A 19585-nucleotide genomic window follows, 5' to 3' on the forward strand; every position below is an offset into this window, starting at 1 on the left:
AGCCGGCACCCCGACCACAGCCCCGGCACGCCCTCGACCGACGAAACCAATTCCGCAACAGCCCCACCGTGAGGGCAGACGGCCCCGGAAGGCCGGATCTCCCGCCCGGCGGCCTTCGTTGGCCCTTCACCACGGCACCCGACCGCGGACCGCAGATTCGTCAACGAGGTCCCGGTTCTCGCAGGTCCCGGGCCGTCCACCGACGCACCGTGAGGGCAGACGGCCCCGGAAGTGCGCAGGTCCGGACCGGCAGGCGCTTGCACGATCAGGGAGCGGCTCCGGATCCGCCGATGTCCGGCCTCAACCTTTCGGCGCCGCTGGGCGTGGGCATGGTGTGATCGAGATCGATGAACGAACGGCGCCGCTCGCGGTCCTACCGTTTCCCGGCGCGGGGACCGGCGACGAGCCCGTGCGACCGCTCCCCCTGCAGGGACGGCGGACCACGGTGAGCAACTCGGAGTCCGCGTTCGAGATGTTGTTCCGTGCCGAGTACGCCGGGACGGTCCGGCTGGCCACCCTGCTCGGCGCCGACGATCCGGAGAACCTCGCCCAGGAGGCGTTCGTCCGGCTGCACGACCGCTGGGACAAGCTGTCCGACCCGGCAGCCGCCGGTGGCTACCTGCGCGCCACGGTCACCAATCTGGCGCGGTCCCGGCACCGCCACCTCAAGGTGGTCCGCCGGTGGTCGCGGCCGCAACCGGAACCGGTGCACGACGCCGAGCTCATCGCCCTGCAACGGGCCGATCACCGGGCCATCATCGCTGCGCTGCAGCAGCTCTCGGACAGACACCGGGAGGCCCTGGTACTCCGCTACTGGCTGGACCTGTCCGAGAAGGACATCGCCGCCGCCATGGGTGTCGCCCAGGGCACCGTCAAATCCCATGTCTCGCGCGGCCTCTCGGCCCTGCGCACCATTCTCGACACGACTTCCGGAGGACCCTCATGAACCCCGACGAACTGCGTGACGCGCTCGATGCGCACGCCCGGTCGGTGACTCCCGACACCGACGCCGCCTGGCGGTCCTTCGCCGCCGGGCAGTCCTCCGCCGACCCCGCCGGTCGCGGCCACTCCCCTCGGCGGACCGTGGTGCGGCGCTATGCCGGACCGATCCTCGCGGCGGCGGTGGTGGCCGGCATCGCCGCCACGTCGTTCACCCTGCTCCGTTCCACTGACGACGGGCTCGGCACCGGCGGCCCGGGCGACGGTGGCGCTGCGGCACCGTGCCCCACCGTGTCGACCCTTGGGATTCCCTCCGCCGCCGCTCTCACCGAACGACCGACGATCGCTGCGGAGTCGACCGACACGGCTGCGCCGCGCGCCTGGTCGACCACGATCACCGTGACGGCGCAGCCCGGTGCCGACTCCGCTTCCGCCACGGACCTGCCGCTCGCGGTGAGCAGCGCCCCGGTGGAGACCGGAATCGGTGCGGCACCTACGGCTTCCACCAGCGTTGCCGACGAGAGCGCCCCCGCGAACACCACCGAGGTCGCCACGTCCGCACCCCCCGTCACCGGTCGACCGCCCACATCGGCACCGACCGCCGAGGCGCCTGATGTGTCCGCCACCGAGCCCACCGTTTCCGAGCCCACCGCCACCGACACCCGGCCGACCCTGGAGCCGGTCTCGTCCGCGCCGGCCACCGTCGCCCCGACGGCCGGGGCCGAGCCGGTCGTGCCGACGCTGTCCGCCGAGGTCGCCCCGGAGGTGAGCACGATCGTCGACTGCGACCCGGCCACGTCCACCCCGGCTCCGGTGACCACCGACCCGGTCCTGCCTGCCAGCTCGGCCCCGGACGCCACGGCGACGCTCGCGCCGGAATCGACGCCGGCCGTCGCACCGCCGAGCAGGTCGGCCTCCGATGTCCCTGGGCCGTCGACGTCGTCCGAGCGACAGACCACCCCGGAGATGGAGAGTTGGGTCAGGGGCACCGATCCCTGGGCGGCATCGGTCTGCACCAGGCAGGGAGACCAAGCCACGCTGACAGTCGGCGGCGCCGAAAGCACCGTCACGACAACCGGAAGCGTTGCCTGCTTCGACACGGAAAGCAGTCTCGACGCCATCGCGATCTCTGCCTTCGGGATCGAGACGTCGTGGACCACCACCGACACCAGCTTCGTTCTCTGGGGCGTCGCGCCTCAGGATCTCGGTATCACTTCCGTGATCGTCTCCATCAACGACAGTTCGAACGTCGTGACCACGACAGAAATCGACAAGATCGACGCTTTCGCGATCACTGCCCCCTGCGACTCGAGCGTGTCTGTGACCGGGTTGGATTCAGCAGGCAACGAGGTCGTCACGACGACCTCACCCAAGGCCTGCGTCAAGGTCGGTCCGGTCGGGCCCCCGTCGTCGACGACCTCCGCCCCGGCCACCCGCTGACCGAAACGTCGCACGGACGGAAGCGCCCGTGCGAATCCATCCACAACGTCGGTTCCCTCCACAGCCCGCCCGGTCGGTCCTTCGCGGACAGGCCGGGCGGCACCATGCTGGGCCCATGACACGAGAGCGATCCGAGGTTCGGCGCCGGGGAACGTTCTTCGGCCCGGCTGCCTACATGACACCCACCGAACGGCATCGGCTGCAGGTCTTCGAGGTGCTGGCCAGGCTGTCGCAGCCGGCGGTGATCTCGCACCTGAGTGCGGCCGTCCTGCACGGCTTCCCGCTGTTCCGGATCCTGCTCGGCGCTGTGCATGTCACCCGGCCGCCCGGCGGATCCTCCAACGTCTCCAGCGGGATCCACTCGCATGCAGGCACTCTCGAACCGGCCGAGGTCATCACGATCGAAGGCGTCACGGTGACCTCGGCGGCCCGCACGGTGATCGACTGCCTGCGCACGCTCGATCCGGTGGCGGGGCTGATCCTGCTGGAGTCGGCGATGCACCGTGAGCAGGTCACCCGGGCCGAACTCGAGGAGTCCCTGGCGCGCCGCCCGCGACTGGCCGGAAGTGCGGCGATCCGCTCCACCCTCGCCGCCGCCGATCCGGCCTCGACCGGCGCGTTGTGGACGCGCAGCCGGGCCGTGTTCCTGGGCCACCGGGGCAGACTCCCGAGATCCCACGTCCCACTGCAGGATCACACCGGGACAATGCTCGGCTGCGCCGACCTGTGGTTCCCCGGCGGGCTTGTCGTCGTCCTGCACGGACCGGGGCGACGAACGCCGTGTGCGGTGCCCCGCCTGGACCAACAGGCCTGCATCGCAGCGGGTCTCACCTACGAGCAGTGGACCTGGGCCGACCTCGACCAGCCGGGCGAGCTCCGCCGCACGGTCCGGAAGGCGATCGAGAATGCCGCCGACCGGGCGGAGATGCTCAGGATGTCCGGTACACCTTGTGCTGGGCCGCCTGTGCCCGTGGCCGCAGCACGAGCAGGTCGACGTTGACATGGGCCGGCCTGGTGACCGCCCAGCCGATGGTGTCCGCGACGTCGTCGGCGGTCAGCGGTTCGTCCACGCCCTGGTAGATCGCAGCGGCCTTCGCCTCGTCGCCGCCGAACCGGTTCACCGAGAACTCGTCGGTACGAACCATTCCCGGTGCGATCTCGATGACCCGCACCGGCTTGTCGAACAGCTCCAGCCGCAGGGTGGAGGCGATGACATGCGTGCCGTGCTTCGCGGCGACGTACCCGCCACCGCCCTCGTAGGCGGTGAACCCGGCGGTGGACGAGACGAACACCAATGTCCCGGCGCCGCTCTCGATCAGCTTCGGGAGAAGCGCCTGGGTGACGTGCAGGGTGCCCATGACGTTGACGTCGTACATCGCCTGCCAGTCGTCGGGATTGCCGGTTGCGACCGGGTCCGCGCCCAGCGCCCCACCGGCATTGTTGATCAGCACGTCGACCCGGTCCAGCCCGGCGGCGAACGAGTCCACCGCAGCCCGGTCGGTGACGTCCAGGACATGCGCCACGCCGCCGATCTCCGCAGCGAGCGCCTCGATCCGGTCGGCCCGGCGGGCGGCCAGCACCACCCGGTACCCGGCGGCGGCCAGCGTCCGGGCGGTGGCGGCGCCGATCCCGCTGCTCGCTCCGGTCACCACGGCGACGGGTGCATCAGGGCTGGTCTGCGTCATGTCCGGTCCTCACGTCGATCCACGGCCCCGATCGGGCCGCGTCCATCCTGCCCCGTCGGTCCGACGGGTGACCGGTCGGGTCAGGGGACCCGCCGGAGCCTGGACCGTCCGGTGCTCTGTCCTGCAACGAGCCGACGGTCAGCGGTGGCGAACGACCAGTGCTGTCAGGTGCAGTTCCACATGATTGCTGTGATCAAAAGCCTGGAGGATCTCTTCGAGGTATGCGTCCATCAAGGCCAGCAGCTCGGTGTTGGAGATGTTGCCCGTTGCCACGTGGAGAAGTCGGCTCGGTGTGTTGTCGAGGATGTGCGTGTCACGGAAGTCCGAGTCCTTTGACACCACGATCCGGTTCTGCGCGTCAGCTACGGAACAGATGTCGTCGTCCGAGGTTCGGTTCTGGTCGGGAAGCTCCAACGTATGGACGGCATCATGTCCCAGTTCCGTCAGATGGACAGCCAGGCGCCGCGGCAATTGGGCATCGACAAGGAACTTCACGCGGCCCCGAGGGGAACCACATGGCCGCCCGCGGTGAGCGCCCCGAACTCCAGTGCGGCGAGGATGTCGTCCCTTTCCAGGTCCGGGTAGTCCTCGAGAATGTCGTCGATCGACATGCCGCCGGCTAGCAACTCCAGCAGGAAACGAACCGGGTACCTCAGGCCACGGACCACCGGCTGCCCATGGCAGATCGTCGGGTCCGTGGTGATGCGGGCGAGCCGGGACATGCGCCAAGAATAGCCGTCGTGGGCCTCACCTGCGGGTTCAGGCCGCCTCGCGCTCCCGTGCTGCGCGCAGGGCCGGGCCCTCGCGGACCGAGGCGGGCACGGTGAGGGCGACGGTCCGGAGGGTGCGGACGGTGGTGGTCGCGACGAGGTCGGTGGTGGGCAGGCCCGGCAGCCGGTACATCCGGCGGGCCCAGCGCGGGAGCGTCGAGAGGGCGAGCCCGGTCAGCCCACCCCAGGCGACGCGGGCCGGGGTCAGCCACTGCACCCAGCCGGGCATCGGCGGGACGGCGAGCGCCCGGGCACCGGCAGCGGCCTCGGGCAGCAGCGCGAGCTGCGGGCGCACGGTGCGGAAGTACTCGTCCAGCTGCCGGAGATCACGAGGGACGTCGGCCTCCCGGACACCCACCATCACCGCCGGCCGCACCTGCTCCTGCAGGTACGCAGCGGCACCGTCGCGGTCCACCAGACCCACCCGGCGGGCCAGGTCCACGAAGGAACCGACCTCGCAGCAGTGCACCCAGAGCAGCAGGTCGGGCTGGTCCAGCCGGTACTCCTCGCCGGTGAACGGGTCGGTGCCGCGCAGCTTGCGGTGGATACCGCGCACCCGGGCGGCGGCCCGCCCGGCCTCGTCGACGGTGCCCCAGGTCATGGTGGCGACGAACTCGGTGGTCCGGGTCAGCCGCCCCCAGGGATCGGCCTCGAACCCGCCGTGCGCCGCCACCGCGGCCATCGCCCGCGGGTGCAACGCCTGCAGCAGCAGGGCACGCAGTCCGGCAACGGCGAAGACCGGGTCCTCGTGGATCAGCCGGGTCACGCTGTCCGGCGCGAACATCGCGGCAGCTCCCGCTTCGCCGGCGTCGTCCGTCCCCGCATCCACCCTGCCGAGGGTAACCGCGTACCGACCGGGCCGCTCCGACGTTCCTCGGCCGACCAGGCTCTGCTGGGAGATGCCCACGGACGTCCGGGTCGGGCGAGCCGGTGCGGACCGCACCGACCGCCGATCGGGCCGGACCGGACCGCGCTCGGTCCGATCCGCACCTGCCCGCTGCGTCAGCCCCGGGGCTGCGCTGCCGCAGCCTGGGCGGCGGTCTTCACGGCGGCCGCCACCGCTGGGGCGACGGCCGGGTCGAACACCGACGGCACGATGTAGTTCGCGTTGAGCTCGTCGGCGGCCACGCAGTCGGCGATCGCGGTGGCCGCGGCCAGCAGGCAGTCGTCGGTGATCTCGTGTGCCCCGGCGTCGAGCATGCCGCGGAAGAAGCCGGGAAAGGCCAGCACGTTGTTGATCTGGTTCGGGTAGTCGCTGCGCCCGGTGGCGACGATCGCCGCGTGCTGCGCGGCCGCGAACGGGTCCACCTCCGGGTCCGGGTTGGACAGCGCGAACACGATGGCGTCCGGCGCCATGGTGGCGATGTCGTCACCGGTCAGCAGGTTCGGCGCGGACACCCCGATGAACACGTCGGCGCCGGCGACCATCTCGGCCAGCGTGCCCTGCGCCCGCCGCGGGTTGGTGTTGTCGGCGATCCACCGGCGGAACTCGTCCAGGTTCGGGTTGTCCGGCCGCACAGCACCGTGCCGGTCGCAGCCGACGATGTCGGTGTACCCCTGCCGGTGCAGCAGCTGGATGATCGCGTGGCCGGCCGCACCGACCCCGCTGATCACCACCTTCACGTCCGCCGGCTGCTTGCCGACCACGCGCAGCGCGTTGGTCAGCGCCGCCAGCACCACGATCGCCGTGCCGTGCTGGTCGTCGTGGAACACCGGGATGTCCAGCATCGCCCGCAGCCGCCGCTCCACCTCGAAGCACCGCGGCGCCGCGATGTCCTCCAGGTTCACCCCGCCGTAGCCGGGCGCCAGGCAGCGCACGATCTCCACGATCTGGTCCACGTCCTGGGTATCCAGCACCACCGGCCAGGCGTCGACCCCGGCGAACTGCTTGAACAGCGCCGCCTTGCCCTCCATCACCGGCAGCGCCGCGGCCGGGCCGATGTTGCCCAGGCCGAGCACCGCCGACCCGTCGGTGACCACCGCGACCGTGTTCCGCTTGATCGTCAGGCGGCGCGCATCGGCAGGGTTCTCGGCGATCGCCAGGCACACCCGCGCCACACCCGGCGTGTAGGCGCGGGACAGGTCGTCGCGGTGCCGCAGCGGCACCTTCGGCACCACCTCGAGCTTGCCGCCCAGGTGCAGCAGGAAGGTCCGGTCGGACACCTTGCGGACCGACACCCCGTCCAGTTCCTCGATCGCTGCGGAGATCCGCTCCCCGTGCGCCGCGTCGACGGCGTCGCAGCTGATGTCGACCACGATGTGCTGCGGCCGGGACTCCACCACGTCCAGCGCGGTCAACGCACCGCCCGCAGCACCGACCGCGGCGGCCAGGTTCGCGGTGGCCCCGAAGGTGGACGGCGCCTCCGCTCGGATGGTGATGGCGTATCCCGGGCTGGTGGAGGGCATCGGTGTCCTCTTCGTCGAGGTGGGAGCTGTCGGTGTGGGACTCCCGGGCGGTGCAGCGGCAATCGCCGTGGCACATCGGGCCAGAGGTTCCTATCACGGAACGCCGTGACGGTCCTGCCGCCGGTGGTGTGCCTCACGCCGCCATTGCGCCGGCCCGGGCCCACCCCAGGGCGGGGGACGTAGCCGGGGCGCGTACGAAGGTGGCGACTCCAAGCACACCCGTCCCAATCGCGGCAACTTCATACGCGTCGACGATCATGATCCTCGCGCCAGGTGGGGCGGGGTCAGCGGGCGGTGACGGCGGAGGTGAGGGACCGCCGCACCGGGACGACGACTGCGAGCACCGGACCGGCGGGGCTCGATGCGAGGCGTGCCCGGTGTGACAGGACCCGGGAGCTGCGCCGGATCGGTGCGCCCGGTCGCGGGCTATGTTCGCAGCATGGACCCCGTCGCCGCCCTCCGCAGGATCGCGTTCCTGCTCGAACGGCAGGTCGCACCGACGTACCGGGTGAAGGCGTTCCGGTCGGCATCCCTGGTCGCGGCCGGGATGACCGAGGACGAGCTGCGGGCGCGGGCGGCCGCGGGGTCGTTGAAGGACCTGCCCGGGATCGGGCCGAAGACCGCCGGTGTCATCGAGCAGGCACTGGCGGGCGGGACGCCGGACTACCTTGCCGACCTGGAGGCGACCGCCGGGCCGCTGGCCACCGGTGGCGAGGACCTGCGCGCGGCGCTGCGCGGCGACTTGCACTCGCACAGCGACTGGTCCGACGGCGGCAGCCCGATCGAGGAGATGGCCATGACGGCCGCCGAGCTCGGCCACGAATACCTGGCGCTGACCGACCACTCCCCCCGGCTCACCGTCGCCAACGGGCTCAGCGTCGAGCGGCTGTACAAGCAGCTGCGGATCGTCCGGGCGGTCAACAAGCACTTCGACGACTTCACCCTGCTGTCCGGCATCGAGTGCGACATCAACGAGGACGGCACGCTGGACCAGACCGACGAGCTGCTCGGCACCGTCGACATCGTCGTCGGATCGGTGCACTCGAAGCTGCGCGCCTCCTCGGCGGTGATGACGAAGCGGATGCTGGCCGGCATCGCCTCGCCCTACATCGACGTGCTCGGGCACTGCACCGGGCGGTTGGTCACCGGCGGGCGCGGTACCCGCCCGGAGAGCCAGTTCGACGCGGACGCGGTGTTCTCCGCCTGCGCCGAGCGCGGGGTCGCGGTGGAGATCAACAGCCGCCCCGAGCGGCTGGATCCGCCGAAAAGGCTGCTGCGGCAAGCGGTCGAGACCGGCTGCCTGTTCTCGATCGACACCGACGCCCACGCCCCCGGCCAGCTCGACTTCCAGTCCTACGGCACCGCCCGCGCGGTCGAGTGCGGGGTGCCGGAGGACCGGATCATCAACACCTGGCCGCTGGAGCAGTTGCTGGAGTGGACCCGCCGCTCCCGCTGACCGATACGCCGGATCCCGCTGTGCCGCAGCACCTGTCGCCCGATACCGGTATCAGGACGAAACGGCACCCGCAGCCGATCGAGCCGGGACAGTTCCGACGGTCGCACCGGCGATGCCGACGATCCCCCCGGCCGGGATTGCGGGCGCTCCGGCCGGGGTGGCGGGCGCAACGACAAGGCCGCCGTTCGCCGCGACAGGGCCGGCGGCACGGTACTGGGCGAACAGGCAGACCGCACCGGCGACCACGCCGACCGGCACGGCGAGCAGCAGCACCGAGGTCCCGGCGGCCAGGCCGCCCAGCGCTACCGCCGCCCAGGCCTGCACCCCGACGGCCACCGCCACCGACACCGGCGACAGCCGCTCGATCCGGGACAGCAGGCGGCGCAAACGATCCGGGCTCGTCGCGAGCGCACCCAGCAACACCGCGACGCCACGGACCAGTCCGAACAGCAGCCCGAGCAGCAGGGCGGCGACCGGCGATCCGGACAGCACCGCGGTCACCGCGGTCAGGTAGACGGCGCCGGTCATGATGTACGTCGCGAACCCGGACCCGATCTGCACGCCGAACCCGGCCGCGTAGACCCAGCGGCGGTAGCGGCGCAGCCAGGTCTCGTCGACCTGGCGCGGGTGCACCGGCAGCCGGAGCCCGCCGATCCGCAGATCCGAGACCAGGCACACCACCGCAACCACTGCGGCCACCATGATCAGCCCGGCACCGGACCCCGGCGGTAGCAGCCCGATCAGGAACGCACCCCCGGCGCACACCGCCCCCAGCACGGCGCCGCCGAGCAGCGCACCGGCGACGAACCAGGCCGCGGTCAACGGGTACCGGTGCCCGCGGGACCGTTCGCCGAACGGGGTGATCGAGGTCAGCATGGACAGCCCGCACGGCGACCACAGCGACCGGGCCGCCGCCACGACAGCGACGACCGCGGAGATCCAGAGGTACTGCTCGTTCACAGCTCGCTCACCTTCCCGGTTGCCGGGTCGTACACCAGGATGCCGCCCTGGAAGTCACATCTCGTCCGGTCGCCGACCGCGAAGACGTCGGTGCGCGGCAGCCCGAACCGACCACCTTCGGCGCCCGCGGCCTGCCACACCTTGTAGATCGGGCCGTACACCAGGTGCACCCCGTAGGCCGCCGACGACACCATCGCACCGTGCTCGGTGGTCACCCGGCTGCTGCCCGACCGGTCCACCCGGTCGGTGATCGGCAGCCCGAGCCGGCTGTGCACGGTGCTGCCGGTGTTGCGCCACTTCGCCAGGAACGGCTCGAAGATCATGTGCGCGCCGTGTGCCTTGGTGTAGTAGAGGTTTCCCTTCTGGAAGGCCATGGCGTGACTGCCGTTCGGGTACCGCTTCTGCACGCCGGTCGGGTAGCCGAGCGGACCCCGCTCGGCGCCGGTCGCCTTCCAGGCGTCGAAGAGCGGCTGCAGCAGGGCCACCGCACCGCGCTCCGGCGTCCAGTACATCCGGCCCTTCTCGAAGGTCGTGTAGTACTGGCGGCCATCGGTCGGTCGCACCTCGTCGCTGCGCGGAGCGCCGAGAAGCCCTCCGGCGTAGCCCATCTCCCGGTACAGCGACAGGTAGTGGTTGTTCACCAGGAACGGCGGGTAGCCGGGGAAGTCGTAGATCACCCCGCGCTGGAACAGCTGGCGGATGCCGGTGCCGGCAACCGCCTGGTCCTCCATCGGGAACCCGAGCAGGCGGAACCCGCCCATCCGGCGCCAGTGGTCGTACACCGTCCCGCGGATCGCCCGGGTCCAGCCCGGCGCGGCCACGATCATCCCGTGCTGGAAGGTCGCGACGGTGGCGGTGGTCCCGCCGTCGGTGGCGGTGCTCATCGGTGCGCTGATCTCGCCCAGCGGCCCGCGGCTGCCCTCCAGCGCTCGGTATTTCGCGAGCACCGCGCCGGTGGCAACCTGCACGCCACCCGTGCGCAGCTGGTAGATCAACGCCCCGCGGGTGGTCATCACCCGGCCGCCGGCGGCGGAGTTCCGCTCCGGCGCGGTGACCGGACCGTAGCGGCCGCCGGGGCCGCCGCGGTCGTAGTAGAACTTCGTCAGCTCGGACGGGCAGTTGCCCGGCAGGCACGGAGCGGAGTGGGTCACCGTCCGGTTGTCGGTGAGAGAGGTTGCGGTGCAGGAGGCGTCGAACTGCCACGGCGGCGTGCAGGTGACCACCCGGCAGACCACCGGTCCGTAGCAGGCGATCTCCTGGTGGCACTGGCCGTAGCGGAACTGGTTGCAGGCCACCCGGCGCTGGTCGCAGCTGCCGGAACCGCAGCGGCACTGCCAGTCCGAGCCGCACATCGCGTTGCAGTCGATGTAGTACCGGGCCGACCCGCAGCAGAACCCGGAGTTGTCGGCCTTCCACCAGCCCGCGACGAACGACCCGGGCGGGCACTGGTTGGCGCCCGCGTTGATCGAGCAGCAGAACACCGACCAGCCCTGCTCGCACAGGGCGCCCTCGCCGCAGACCGCGTCGTAGGCCGAGATCGGGGTGGTCGCCCAGCGCCACGGCGAGGTGGCCACCGCCGACCCGACCACGGCCGCCCCGGCCAGGAACGACCGGCGGTCCGCCCGGCGGGACCGCCAGCCGGTGGCCAGCTTGTTGACGACGGTCTCGGTGAAGCTCATCGGGCCGCGCCGATCCGGATCCCGCCGAGCACCGACCGGGCGGATCCGGCCAGCGGCACCAGGTTCCGGCTGCCGCCGATCACCACGTACACGCAGAACGCCCGGCCGCCGACGGTGCAGAACCGCTGGTACCCGAGCTGGGACCGGATCTTGTGCTGCAACGTGTTCGGGTCGAAGTCCGTCGCGCCCGGCTGCGGCAGCGAGGGGCGGCGGGCGAACAGCGCGGTGTCCACGTTCTCCGGGCCGTACTCGATCAGCGCCACCAGGCAGTCGGTGGTCCCCATGATATCGACCGCGCCGGACCCGAAGTCGCCGCGGTCGGCGGGCAGCGCGAAGTTGGCGAGATGGGTGACTGGGTAACGGTTCCCGGAGCCGTCATCGGCACCGTCGGCGCCCGCGGCCGCTCCGGCGAGGGTGCGGAGCGCGGGTCCGGTCACGGCACCGGAGAGCACCGGCTGCCGGATCCCGATCCGCCCCTCCCAGCCCGACGGGAGCGGCACGGTGATGCCGTGGCCGACGAGATCAGCCATGGTGGTGGCCGTCCGGGGCATGCCCGTGGGCGGCGGCGACCGGGTCGGCGTACAGGCTCGGGTCACCGGGCAGGATGCCGGCGGCCAGCAGTTCCCGGTCGACCCGGGCCTCACGGTCGCTGTCGCCCAGCGGTTTCCGCACGGTGCGGGCGGTCCCGGGCAGGTACGACAGGTCGCCGGTGGCCTGGGCCAGCAGGTTCGCCACCTGCTCCCAGGACAGCCCGGTGCCCTCCCCCTTGACCCGGCCCGTCGGGCCGTCGATCGCGACCACGTACGGAGATCCCGGCACGTCGAAGTCGGACCAGGCATCGGTGGACATCACCAGGTCGATGCCGGACGGAGCGAGATCCGCCACCGCGGAGACACTCTCCTGATCCGGGCCCTTGGTCACCACGAGCAGCCTTCCGCCCGGCGGGATCCGGACGTTCCGCGGGTCGGCCAGCTCGTCCCAGAAGGTCCGGCAGGTGGCGCACCCCGAGGACAGGAACAGCAGCACCGTGTCGCCGGTGGACCCGGAGGTGCGGACCACCATCGCGTCGTCGCGCAGGCCGGTGCCGACGATGTCCGGGACGCGGGCCGGCAGTGCGGGATCCGGGAGGTCCGCCGGTCCGGTGGCCCGCGGCGCCGGTACGCCCGGCACGGTGTGGAACGGCGCCGACCGGTCCGCCCTGCCGTCGCCGGCGTCCAGCTCGTGCAACCGGCGCAGGATCGTGGCGTGGCTGCGGAGCAGCCCGGCGACCAGGACTGCCAGGATCGCCACCACCACGCCGAGAGTCACCACGAGTGCGGTCATCAGGCCTCCGGTTGTGCTCGTCGGTCTCCGGTCAGCTGTGTCTGCGCCTGCAGCAGCGCGGGGAAGGAGGTGAAGAGCTGCACGGCCAGTGCCGCGAAGAGCGCTCCGCCGCCGATCAGCAGCAGCACCGGTCCGGCGCCGGCCCACTCCGGTAGCGGCGTCGGTGGCAGCGCAATGCCGGTCGCCGCAGCGGCCGCGAAGGCCAGATCGACGACGAGATGGGTGCGACCCAGCGGACTGCGGGCGGCACCGAAGCAGCCGCAGTCGACCACGGCCGCGGTGGACAGCACCCGCGCGATGACCGCGGCGAAGGCGAGGAAGACAAGGGCGATCAGCGCGGATCCGAGGCGGCCGCCGATCCACACCGCGGCGCCGGCCACCACGATCTCGGCGGCGCCGAGCATGCGGACCGGCAGCGGGTGGGCGGCGGACCGGGCGGCGAGCGGGAGACGCAACGCGGCCACCGTGCGCACCGCCGGACCCGGGTCACGGATCTTGGCGATGCCGGCACCGGCGAGCAGCACCGAGAGGCCCAGCAGCACCCCGGTGGTCGGCCCCATGGGCCGTGTCTACCAGCGGACCAGGCCCGATCCCGGGCAGACCCGCCGACGCCGCCCGTTCGGGAGCGCCGGTCGGGCCGTCGCGGGCCGGGAAGGTGGCCGGGGTGACAGGCAGAGCTCACGGGTGCGCTCCGGAGATCCCGGAAGTGTGCCCCTGCGCCCGATCAGGGCCCGATCCGTACCCGATCATGGCCCGATCTGTGCCCTTCGACCGCGGAATGCGCGGTAGAACGGCGCAGATCGGAGCGGTCGGACGTGCGGCCGGCCCAATGTGGCGCGGACCGGAGGGATCTGGCGTCTGCCGGCCGACCGGGCGGACCGGAGCGATCGGGACGTCCGTCGGTCGGCCCGATCCGTACCCGATCCGTGCCCTTCGACCGCGGAACGCGCGGTAGAACGGCGCAGATCGGAGCGGTCGAGACGCCGGCCGGCCCAATGGCGCCCTGGCCGGAGCGGTCGGGGCGTCCGCCGGTCGTCGCGAGCCGTACCCGATCCGTGCCCATCGACCGCGGAACGCGCGGTAGAACGGCGCAGATCGGAGCGGTCGAGACGCCGGCCGATCGACGGGCGCACACCGGAGCGGTCGGGACGTCCGCCAGTCTGCGCCCGATCCGTACCCGGACAGGGCCCGTTCCGTGCCCTTCGACCGCGGAACGCGCGGTAGAACGGCGCAGATCGGAGCGGTCGAGACGTCGGCCGACCCAATGGCGCCCTGGCCGGAGCGGTCGGGGCGTCCGCCGGTCGACGGGCACACACCCCGGGCTCGATCCGCCCGTGCGACAGGGCATCGGCTGACCGGCGTGCCACCGCGACGCCGTGTCCGGCCGCCCGACGATGGAGCGATCAGCGAGGTGGGCGCGGCGCGGGCACCGGTCGACCGACAGATCCGGGGCCTCCCCCCGATGCAGCAGCGGAGGAAGGTCCCGGAATGCGTCGGATCAGCGGGTGGGTGCGGCGTCGTCCAGGACGGCGCCGGCCATCACACCCGCCGGCGCGACGGCGGACACGGCCAGCGCGCCGGGCTCGGCCGGAGCCGCAGCCTCCGCGTCGAGCGGTGCCGGGGCTCCGACGCCTGGCAGCCGGCGGTGCTCCATCGCCCCGCGCTGGGCCCGGCCGAGCGAACGCAACACCAGCAGGGCGAGCAGGCTGGCCAGGATCGCCGAGCCGGAGGTGACCCAGTAGGCCACCGAGGCGCCGGCGGAGTCGATGACCAGTCCGGCCAGCGGGGTCGCGACGGCGATGCCCATCGCCATCCCGGAGCTGGTCCACGAGATCGCCTCGGTCAGCCGGTGTTCCGGCACGATCCGCTCGACCAGCGAGGTGCCGGTGATCAGCACCGGCGAGCAGGCGAGCCCGGCGACGAACAGCCCGATGCCGAGCAGCACCGTGGACTCCAGGAACGGCATCGGTGAGGTGATCACCGCGAGCACGACCACGCCGACGACGAACTGGGTGCGCAGCGAGGCACGCAGCCGCAGCACGCCGAACACCAGACCGCCGAACAGCGAACCGGCCGCGTACAGGGCGAGCAGCAGCCCGGCCACCGAGGAGGCGCCGGCCTCCCGGGCGAAGGCGACCGTGGTCACCTCGAACGACCCGAAGATCGCGCCCAGCAGCACGAACACCCCGGTGATGCCGGCGACGCCGGGCAGCAGGATGGCCGGACGGCCACCGCGCGCCTTCGCCCGGCCGGACGGAGCCGGCTCGGTGCCGCGCTGGGTGAGCAGCAGCAGCGACCCGACGGTCAGCAGGGTGACGGCCAGGATCAGCGCAGCCGACGGGAACAGCTGCAGCGCCACGATGGTGGCCAGCGGCGGGCCGGCGATGAACACGACCTCGTCGAGCAGCGACTCCCAGGCGAACGCCGTACGCAGCTCCGGGGTGCCGCGCAGCATCGCCGACCACCGGGTACGGACCAGTGAGCCGATGCTCGGCTGGGAGGCGCCGGCGATCACCGCGAGCACGAAGATCGGCCAGGTCAGCGGGGTGAAGACGGCGACCGCGACCATGGCGAAGATGGCCGGCACGTGGACAACCAGCTGCCAGGGCACGATCCGGCGCTGACCGAGCACGTCGATCAGCCGGGACAGCTGCGGGCTCACCGCGGCCGCCGACAGGGCGTACAGCGCGGACACGCTGCCCGCGATCGCGTAGGACCCGCGCTCGACCGACAGCAGCATGACCGCGCCGAGGCCGGCCATCGACAGCTGCATACGGGCAAGCAGTCCGGCCGCCGAGAAGCGGAAGGCGCCGGGGCGCCGGAGGACCTGGAAGTACGGGCCGAACACCGGTGGAGCTCCTGTTCTGACGGCGCCGCGGGTGGTGACCGGGCGCTGTGGTTCTGCTGGTTCGTGGTGCTGGTGGTGCTGAAAGCTGGTGGTGCCGAGTCGCTGGTACCGGTACCGCAGTGCAGGTGGCAGGGAGTCCGCAGTTGATACGACGCCGAGGAACCACCCGAATCACTGAACCGTCCAGCCGGTACAGTTATTCCCGTACAGTCTAGGCATGCCGACCGACACCCGCGAACGGATTCTCCGGGCGCTACGTCACCTGCTCGCCACCGGCGGGACGGACGCCGTGACCCTGGAGGCGGTCGCCGCCCAGGCCGGTGTCTCCAAGGGCGGACTGCTCTACCACTTCCCGTCGAAGGCGGCGCTCTATGCCGGCCTGCTCGACGCGGTGCGCGACAGCGTGCGGCGCGAGATGGCGGAGGCGACCGAGCGGTCCGGGGCTGCGCGCGGTTTCCTGGAGTACTCCGAACCGACGGAGGACGACGAGGCCGGCTTCTTCACCTCGTTGATCGCCGCGGTCCGCACCGGCAGCAGTGCCGAGGCCGGCACCGGCACCGAGACCGACGGGGTCGGGCCGGGCGAGCAGCTCGTCGAGATCTTCCGCGAGTGGGAGGACCCGATGCGGGCGGCCGTCCCCGACCCGGTGCAGGCCGAGATCATCCGGCTGGTCGGCTACGGCCTGTACTTCGGTGCTCTCGCCGGCCTGCCGCCGGTGCCGGACACACTGCTGACGCAGGTCTTCGACCGGGTTCTCGACGAACCTTCCTGATCCGTCCGGCCGCTTCGGGACCAGTCGAACGGTCTCGACAGCCTCGTCGACCGGTCTCCGCTGGAATCGTCGCCCGATCTCGGCGTGACCCGTCGACAGTTCTCCGGGGGGCCGTCGTGCCGTCTCACCGCGACCCATCGTGCTGTCCCACGGCGACTTGCCATGCCGTCTCAACAGGACCCGCCGTGCCGTCTCAACAGGACCCGCCGTGCCGTCTCAACAGGACCCGCCGTGCCGTCGCAACGGGACGGTCGTGCTGTCCCAGCGGGACCCGTCGTGCCGTCTCACCGCGACTCGTCGTCCAAGCGGTGCAACTCGAGCGCGACGAACACCGACTGCAGCTTCTCGGCGTCGTCGAGGAACGGCCCGAGCACCGACTCGATGCGGGAGATGCGCTGTCGCATGGTGTTCCGGTGCACGAAGAGGTGACGCGCGGCCTCGGCGACATTGCCCTGGGTGGCCCGCAGCGCCCGCAACGTCCGGCGGGTCTCGGCCGCCTCGGCGTCGGTCCCCGCGGCCGGCCCCAGCACCTCCGCGACGAAGGCGCGGCGTTCGTGTTCGGGCACCTGGAACAGCAGCCGCAGCAGGCCGAGCTTCTCATAGCGGGTGACCTGATTCGCGGCGCCCATCCGTCGGCCGATGGTGGCGGCCCGCCGGGCCTCACGGTGCGCGCCGGGCAGGCTGCGCAGCTCGGCCACCACCCCGCTCACCCCCATCGCCAGCGGCAGCGGCGTGGTGCGGCGGAAGGAGCGGAGCAGCTGGTCCAGGTCGACGGCCTCATCCACCAGCAGCACCACGCCGCCCTCGTGCACGACGGTCACCGCCCGCGGGTCCACGTGCCGGGCCCGCGCGTCCAACGGCGCCGCCAGCCGCTGGAGACCCGCCCGCCCGACCGACTGCGCGAACGGCTCGACCACCAGCAGGGCGACCCGCCGAGTGGGGAACAGCCGTAGCCGGCGGGCCCGGCGCACCGCCGCCTCCCGGGCCTGCAGGTCCTCGCCCAGGATCTGCACCAGGTGGGTCTCGGCCGGCCCGGCCCGGTTGCGGGTGGCCTGCCAGCCGACGACGGCCAGCGCGATCACCCCGGTCACCGCCTGCACCATCACGATCTCGTCCGCGGCCAGCCGCCTGTCCCGGGTGACCTCGATGCCGCCAACCGACTGACCGCCGTGGTGCAGGTCGGTCTGCCACATCTCCCCCGCCGCCGGCCCGTCCACACCGGCAGCGAGAGGTGCTGCGGCAGCGATCATCTCCATCGGACCGAGGGCCTCCGCAGCCACGACATCCGGTCCCTGCGCGCCCTCCGCGCGCCGGGCAGCCGGCGCCGCGGCCTCGACAAGCACCGACCTGCCGGATCCGGTCACCGTCACCGTCGCTCCGAGCATGACCGCCAGCCGGGGCACCAGGACGTCGAGATCGACCTCACCCGCGAGGAGGCCGGCCAGTCCGGCGCCGTCGACCGCGGGCGGCGGCACCATGCGCAGGGTCTCGTTGATGTCGGCGACGACCTCCCGGGCCGCAGCCTCACCGGCCCACAGCAGGCCGACCCCGAGGTCGGCCGCTGCCGCGACCGCCGCGCGGGACGGAGCCCGGCCGCCACCGGTGGCGACCACGAGATTGCGCGCCCCGCTGCGGTGCTGCACCCGGGCGATGACCAGCGCGAGCGGTTGCCGGCCGCGGCGCCGCGCCCCGGACCAGTCCAGCACCGCGAGCGCACCGGGCCCCTCGCTGCTCCCGCCGCCGGGCTGCTGCTCGCGCGCCGGCTCCGGCGTGAGCAGCTCCTCCGGCCGGACCAGCCGGGCGCCGGTGACCTCGCCGCCGTTCGGGGGTGACAGCACCAGCAGACCGGTCGCGCTCGCGACCCGGTTCAGGTCCACGGCCGGACCCGTCGGGCAGGATGGGGCGCATGCGTTCGCTGCCGACCATCGACCTGCGCCCGGCGGCCGACCGACGGGCCGCCGCCCGCCAGCTCGAGCTGGCCTGCCGGCACGTCGGGCTGTTCGAGGTGGTCGGCCACGGGATCCCGGAAGAGCTGACGGAGGAACTGTTCTCGGTCACCCGCGAGTTCTTCGCACTGCCGGACGAGCAGAAGGCGGCCGTCGCACAACCGGCCGCGGACCAGGTGCGTGGCTGGTCGGCGTTCGGCAGCGAGGGGCTGGCCTACTCGCTCGACGAGGAGTCGCCGGCCGATCTCAAGGAGAAGATGGACATGGGGCCGGTGCACACCGGGTCCGGGCCGTACTTCGACCCGGCCGCCGCCGGACCGCACCTGGCGGCCAACCACTGGCCGACGACACCCGCACGGATGCAACAGGTCTGGGAGTCGTACTTCGGTCACCTGGAGCGGATCGGCGCCGCCCTCCTCGCCCTGTGCGCACATGCCTGGGGGCTGCCGGACGACTGGTTCGACGAGCGGATCGACAAGCACATCAGCATGTTGCGTGCGCTGTACTACCCCGAGCAGGTCGCCCTGCCGCTCACCGGCCAGCTCCGGGCCGGGGTGCACAGCGACTACGGCGCCTTCACCCTCGTCACCGCCGAGGACCGCCCGGGCGGCCTGGAGGTGCTGGACCGCGGTGGCGAGTGGATCCCGGTGACCACCACCCCGGGCCGCGTCCTCGGCTGGTTCGGTGACCTGTTCGCGGAGTGGACGGCCGACGAGTGGCCGTCGACCCTGCACCGGGTGGTCAACCCGCCGCGCGGGCTGGCCACCGAGAGCTCCCGGCTGGCGTTCGCCTTCTACCAGGAGCCCAACTACGACATGCACGTCGACATCCTGCCGCCGTTCCGCGGCCGTGAGCAGGACGCCGGGGCGCCGCTGCTCACGGCCGGGGACCACCTGCGGCAGAAGTACCTGCGGCAGACCACCTTCGGCAGCCGCAGCGGTGACCTCACGGCAGGTGGTTGATCCGGAACGCATTGCCCTCGGGGTCGAGCACCACGGCCTGCCAGGCCCCGTAGTAGGTGCGGTGCGGCGCCTGCACCAGGGTCCCGCCGGCCGCGATCGCCACCTCGAGCATCGCGTCGACCTGGTCGTCGGTCTGCGTCTCGAAGGTGATGAAGGTCCGCACCCCGTTGTCGGCCACGGTCGGCCGGGGCAGCTCGAGCAGGTCGTAGGCGGTCTCCGCACGGCTGAAACCGATGACGGTGTCACCGATCTGCAGCCCGCGGAAGTGCTCGGACCGCAGCTCCTCCACCTCCGGCAGGCCGAACACACCCCGGTAGTACTCGAAGAGCCCGACCATGTCGGTGGCGAAGAAACTGGTGAAGGACAGCCCCACCGTCGGGGCCGGGACGGCAGCCATGA

General features: G+C 72.2%; 19 protein-coding genes. 6 read left to right on the forward strand and 13 right to left on the reverse strand.

The features are described from left to right. The first annotated feature begins 445 nt into the window (after positions 1 to 445). The 3 genes from GIS00_RS25950 (at position 446) to GIS00_RS25960 (ending at position 3379) form a co-directional block, all read left to right on the forward strand. Entirely contained in the window at positions 446 to 946 is a 501-nt protein-coding gene (locus tag GIS00_RS25950; RefSeq protein ID WP_322098468.1) for a SigE family RNA polymerase sigma factor, read from the forward strand. After that, the gene (locus tag GIS00_RS25955; protein ID WP_154771383.1) at positions 943 to 2379 is read left to right on the forward strand and encodes a hypothetical protein; all 1437 of its coding nucleotides are present in this window, start codon (positions 943 to 945) and stop codon (positions 2377 to 2379) included. The genes GIS00_RS25950 and GIS00_RS25955 overlap by 4 nt, the downstream gene beginning before the upstream one ends. 175 nt (positions 2380 to 2554) lie before the next feature. Continuing rightward, entirely contained in the window at positions 2555 to 3379 is an 825-nt protein-coding gene (locus GIS00_RS25960) for a hypothetical protein (protein WP_154771384.1), read from the forward strand. On the opposite strand, the gene GIS00_RS25965 is transcribed toward GIS00_RS25960, so the two are convergent. The 5 genes from GIS00_RS25965 to GIS00_RS25985 all read right to left on the reverse strand — a co-directional run bounded on the left by GIS00_RS25965 (position 3309) and on the right by GIS00_RS25985 (position 7240). Further along, positions 3309 to 4064 carry an SDR family NAD(P)-dependent oxidoreductase gene (locus GIS00_RS25965; protein WP_154771385.1) on the reverse strand — a complete coding sequence of 252 codons (756 nt, stop codon included), beginning with the start codon at positions 4062 to 4064 and terminating at the stop codon, positions 3309 to 3311. The two genes, GIS00_RS25960 and GIS00_RS25965, sit on opposite strands and share 71 nt — an antisense overlap. A gap of 138 nt (positions 4065 to 4202) precedes the next feature. Next, the gene (locus tag GIS00_RS25970) at positions 4203 to 4559 is read right to left on the reverse strand and encodes a DUF5615 family PIN-like protein (protein WP_322098469.1); all 357 of its coding nucleotides are present in this window, start codon (positions 4557 to 4559) and stop codon (positions 4203 to 4205) included. Beyond that, positions 4556 to 4786: a DUF433 domain-containing protein gene (locus GIS00_RS25975; RefSeq protein WP_154771386.1), complete on the reverse strand. Its 231-nt coding sequence runs from the start codon at positions 4784 to 4786 to the stop codon at positions 4556 to 4558. Before GIS00_RS25975 ends, GIS00_RS25970 begins: the two co-directional genes overlap by 4 nt. Positions 4787 to 4823: 37 nt before the next feature. Further along, entirely contained in the window at positions 4824 to 5663 is an 840-nt protein-coding gene (locus GIS00_RS25980; RefSeq protein WP_322098470.1) for an oxygenase MpaB family protein, read from the reverse strand. A 173-nt stretch (positions 5664 to 5836) separates the two neighbouring features. After that, positions 5837 to 7240 (reverse strand): NAD-dependent malic enzyme, encoded by a 1404-nt coding sequence (locus GIS00_RS25985; RefSeq protein WP_154771387.1) that lies wholly within the window; start codon positions 7238 to 7240, stop codon positions 5837 to 5839. A gap of 439 nt (positions 7241 to 7679) precedes the next feature. Here GIS00_RS25985 and GIS00_RS25990 point away from each other — a divergent pair, with 439 nt between their 5' ends. Then, positions 7680 to 8696 carry a PHP domain-containing protein gene (locus GIS00_RS25990; RefSeq protein ID WP_154771388.1) on the forward strand — a complete coding sequence of 339 codons (1017 nt, stop codon included), beginning with the start codon at positions 7680 to 7682 and terminating at the stop codon, positions 8694 to 8696. Between the two features lie 51 nt (positions 8697 to 8747). Here GIS00_RS25990 and GIS00_RS25995 read toward each other — a convergent pair whose 3' ends face one another. The 6 genes from GIS00_RS25995 to GIS00_RS26020 form a co-directional block, all read right to left on the reverse strand. Further along, positions 8748 to 9656, reverse strand: a complete 909-nt coding sequence (locus GIS00_RS25995) for a hypothetical protein (protein ID WP_154771389.1) — start codon at positions 9654 to 9656, stop codon at positions 8748 to 8750. After that, on the reverse strand, positions 9653 to 11335 hold the full coding sequence (locus GIS00_RS26000) for an LGFP repeat-containing protein (RefSeq protein WP_154771390.1): 1683 nt from the start codon (positions 11333 to 11335) through the stop codon (positions 9653 to 9655). Before GIS00_RS26000 ends, GIS00_RS25995 begins: the two co-directional genes overlap by 4 nt. Continuing rightward, entirely contained in the window at positions 11332 to 11865 is a 534-nt protein-coding gene (locus tag GIS00_RS26005) for a hypothetical protein (protein WP_154771391.1), read from the reverse strand. The genes GIS00_RS26000 and GIS00_RS26005 overlap by 4 nt, the downstream gene beginning before the upstream one ends. Beyond that, on the reverse strand, positions 11858 to 12658 hold the full coding sequence (locus GIS00_RS26010; RefSeq protein WP_154771392.1) for a hypothetical protein: 801 nt from the start codon (positions 12656 to 12658) through the stop codon (positions 11858 to 11860). The genes GIS00_RS26005 and GIS00_RS26010 overlap by 8 nt, the downstream gene beginning before the upstream one ends. Next, entirely contained in the window at positions 12658 to 13218 is a 561-nt protein-coding gene (locus GIS00_RS26015) for a MauE/DoxX family redox-associated membrane protein (protein WP_154771393.1), read from the reverse strand. The genes GIS00_RS26010 and GIS00_RS26015 overlap by 1 nt, the downstream gene beginning before the upstream one ends. 938 nt (positions 13219 to 14156) lie before the next feature. Next, positions 14157 to 15506 carry an MFS transporter gene (locus GIS00_RS26020; protein WP_154771394.1) on the reverse strand — a complete coding sequence of 450 codons (1350 nt, stop codon included), beginning with the start codon at positions 15504 to 15506 and terminating at the stop codon, positions 14157 to 14159. 217 nt (positions 15507 to 15723) lie between these two features. Between GIS00_RS26020 and GIS00_RS28595 the strand changes: the two genes are divergently transcribed. Then, positions 15724 to 16278, forward strand: coding sequence for a TetR/AcrR family transcriptional regulator (locus GIS00_RS28595; RefSeq protein ID WP_154771395.1), 555 nt, complete (start codon positions 15724 to 15726; stop codon positions 16276 to 16278). Positions 16279 to 16562: 284 nt separating this feature from the next. On the opposite strand, the gene GIS00_RS26030 is transcribed toward GIS00_RS28595, so the two are convergent. Continuing rightward, complete coding sequence (locus GIS00_RS26030; protein ID WP_154771396.1) at positions 16563 to 18155, reverse strand: PucR family transcriptional regulator; 1593 nt, start codon at positions 18153 to 18155, stop codon at positions 16563 to 16565. Between the two features lie 29 nt (positions 18156 to 18184). On the opposite strand from GIS00_RS26030, the gene GIS00_RS26035 reads away from it, so the two are divergent. Beyond that, positions 18185 to 19186, forward strand: a complete 1002-nt coding sequence (locus GIS00_RS26035; protein WP_154771397.1) for an isopenicillin N synthase family dioxygenase — start codon at positions 18185 to 18187, stop codon at positions 19184 to 19186. Here GIS00_RS26035 and GIS00_RS26040 read toward each other — a convergent pair. Beyond that, complete coding sequence (locus GIS00_RS26040) at positions 19170 to 19583, reverse strand: VOC family protein (RefSeq protein WP_154771398.1); 414 nt, start codon at positions 19581 to 19583, stop codon at positions 19170 to 19172. The genes GIS00_RS26035 and GIS00_RS26040 overlap by 17 nt on opposite strands. Positions 19584 to 19585: the final 2 nt, after the last annotated feature.

The sequence above is a fragment of the Nakamurella alba genome, assembly GCF_009707545.1.
GTDB lineage: Bacteria > Actinomycetota > Actinomycetes > Mycobacteriales > Nakamurellaceae > Nakamurella > Nakamurella alba.

Coding starts and splice junctions, on each gene's coding strand:
- GIS00_RS25955 (WP_154771383.1), top strand. CDS start 943: ATGAACCCCGACGAACTGCGTGACGCGCTCGATGCGCACGCCCGGTCG.
- GIS00_RS25960 (WP_154771384.1), top strand. CDS start 2,555: ATGACACCCACCGAACGGCATCGGCTGCAGGTCTTCGAGGTGCTGGCC.
- GIS00_RS25965 (WP_154771385.1), bottom strand. CDS start 4,064: ATGACGCAGACCAGCCCTGATGCACCCGTCGCCGTGGTGACCGGAGCG.
- GIS00_RS25975 (WP_154771386.1), bottom strand. CDS start 4,786: ATGTCCCGGCTCGCCCGCATCACCACGGACCCGACGATCTGCCATGGG.
- GIS00_RS25985 (WP_154771387.1), bottom strand. CDS start 7,240: ATGCCCTCCACCAGCCCGGGATACGCCATCACCATCCGAGCGGAGGCG.
- GIS00_RS25990 (WP_154771388.1), top strand. CDS start 7,680: ATGGACCCCGTCGCCGCCCTCCGCAGGATCGCGTTCCTGCTCGAACGG.
- GIS00_RS26000 (WP_154771390.1), bottom strand. CDS start 11,335: ATGAGCTTCACCGAGACCGTCGTCAACAAGCTGGCCACCGGCTGGCGG.
- GIS00_RS26005 (WP_154771391.1), bottom strand. CDS start 11,865: ATGGCTGATCTCGTCGGCCACGGCATCACCGTGCCGCTCCCGTCGGGC.
- GIS00_RS26010 (WP_154771392.1), bottom strand. CDS start 12,658: ATGACCGCACTCGTGGTGACTCTCGGCGTGGTGGTGGCGATCCTGGCA.
- GIS00_RS26015 (WP_154771393.1), bottom strand. CDS start 13,218: ATGGGGCCGACCACCGGGGTGCTGCTGGGCCTCTCGGTGCTGCTCGCC.
- GIS00_RS28595 (WP_154771395.1), top strand. CDS start 15,724: ATGCCGACCGACACCCGCGAACGGATTCTCCGGGCGCTACGTCACCTG.
- GIS00_RS26035 (WP_154771397.1), top strand. CDS start 18,185: ATGCGTTCGCTGCCGACCATCGACCTGCGCCCGGCGGCCGACCGACGG.
- GIS00_RS26040 (WP_154771398.1), bottom strand. CDS start 19,583: ATGGCTGCCGTCCCGGCCCCGACGGTGGGGCTGTCCTTCACCAGTTTC.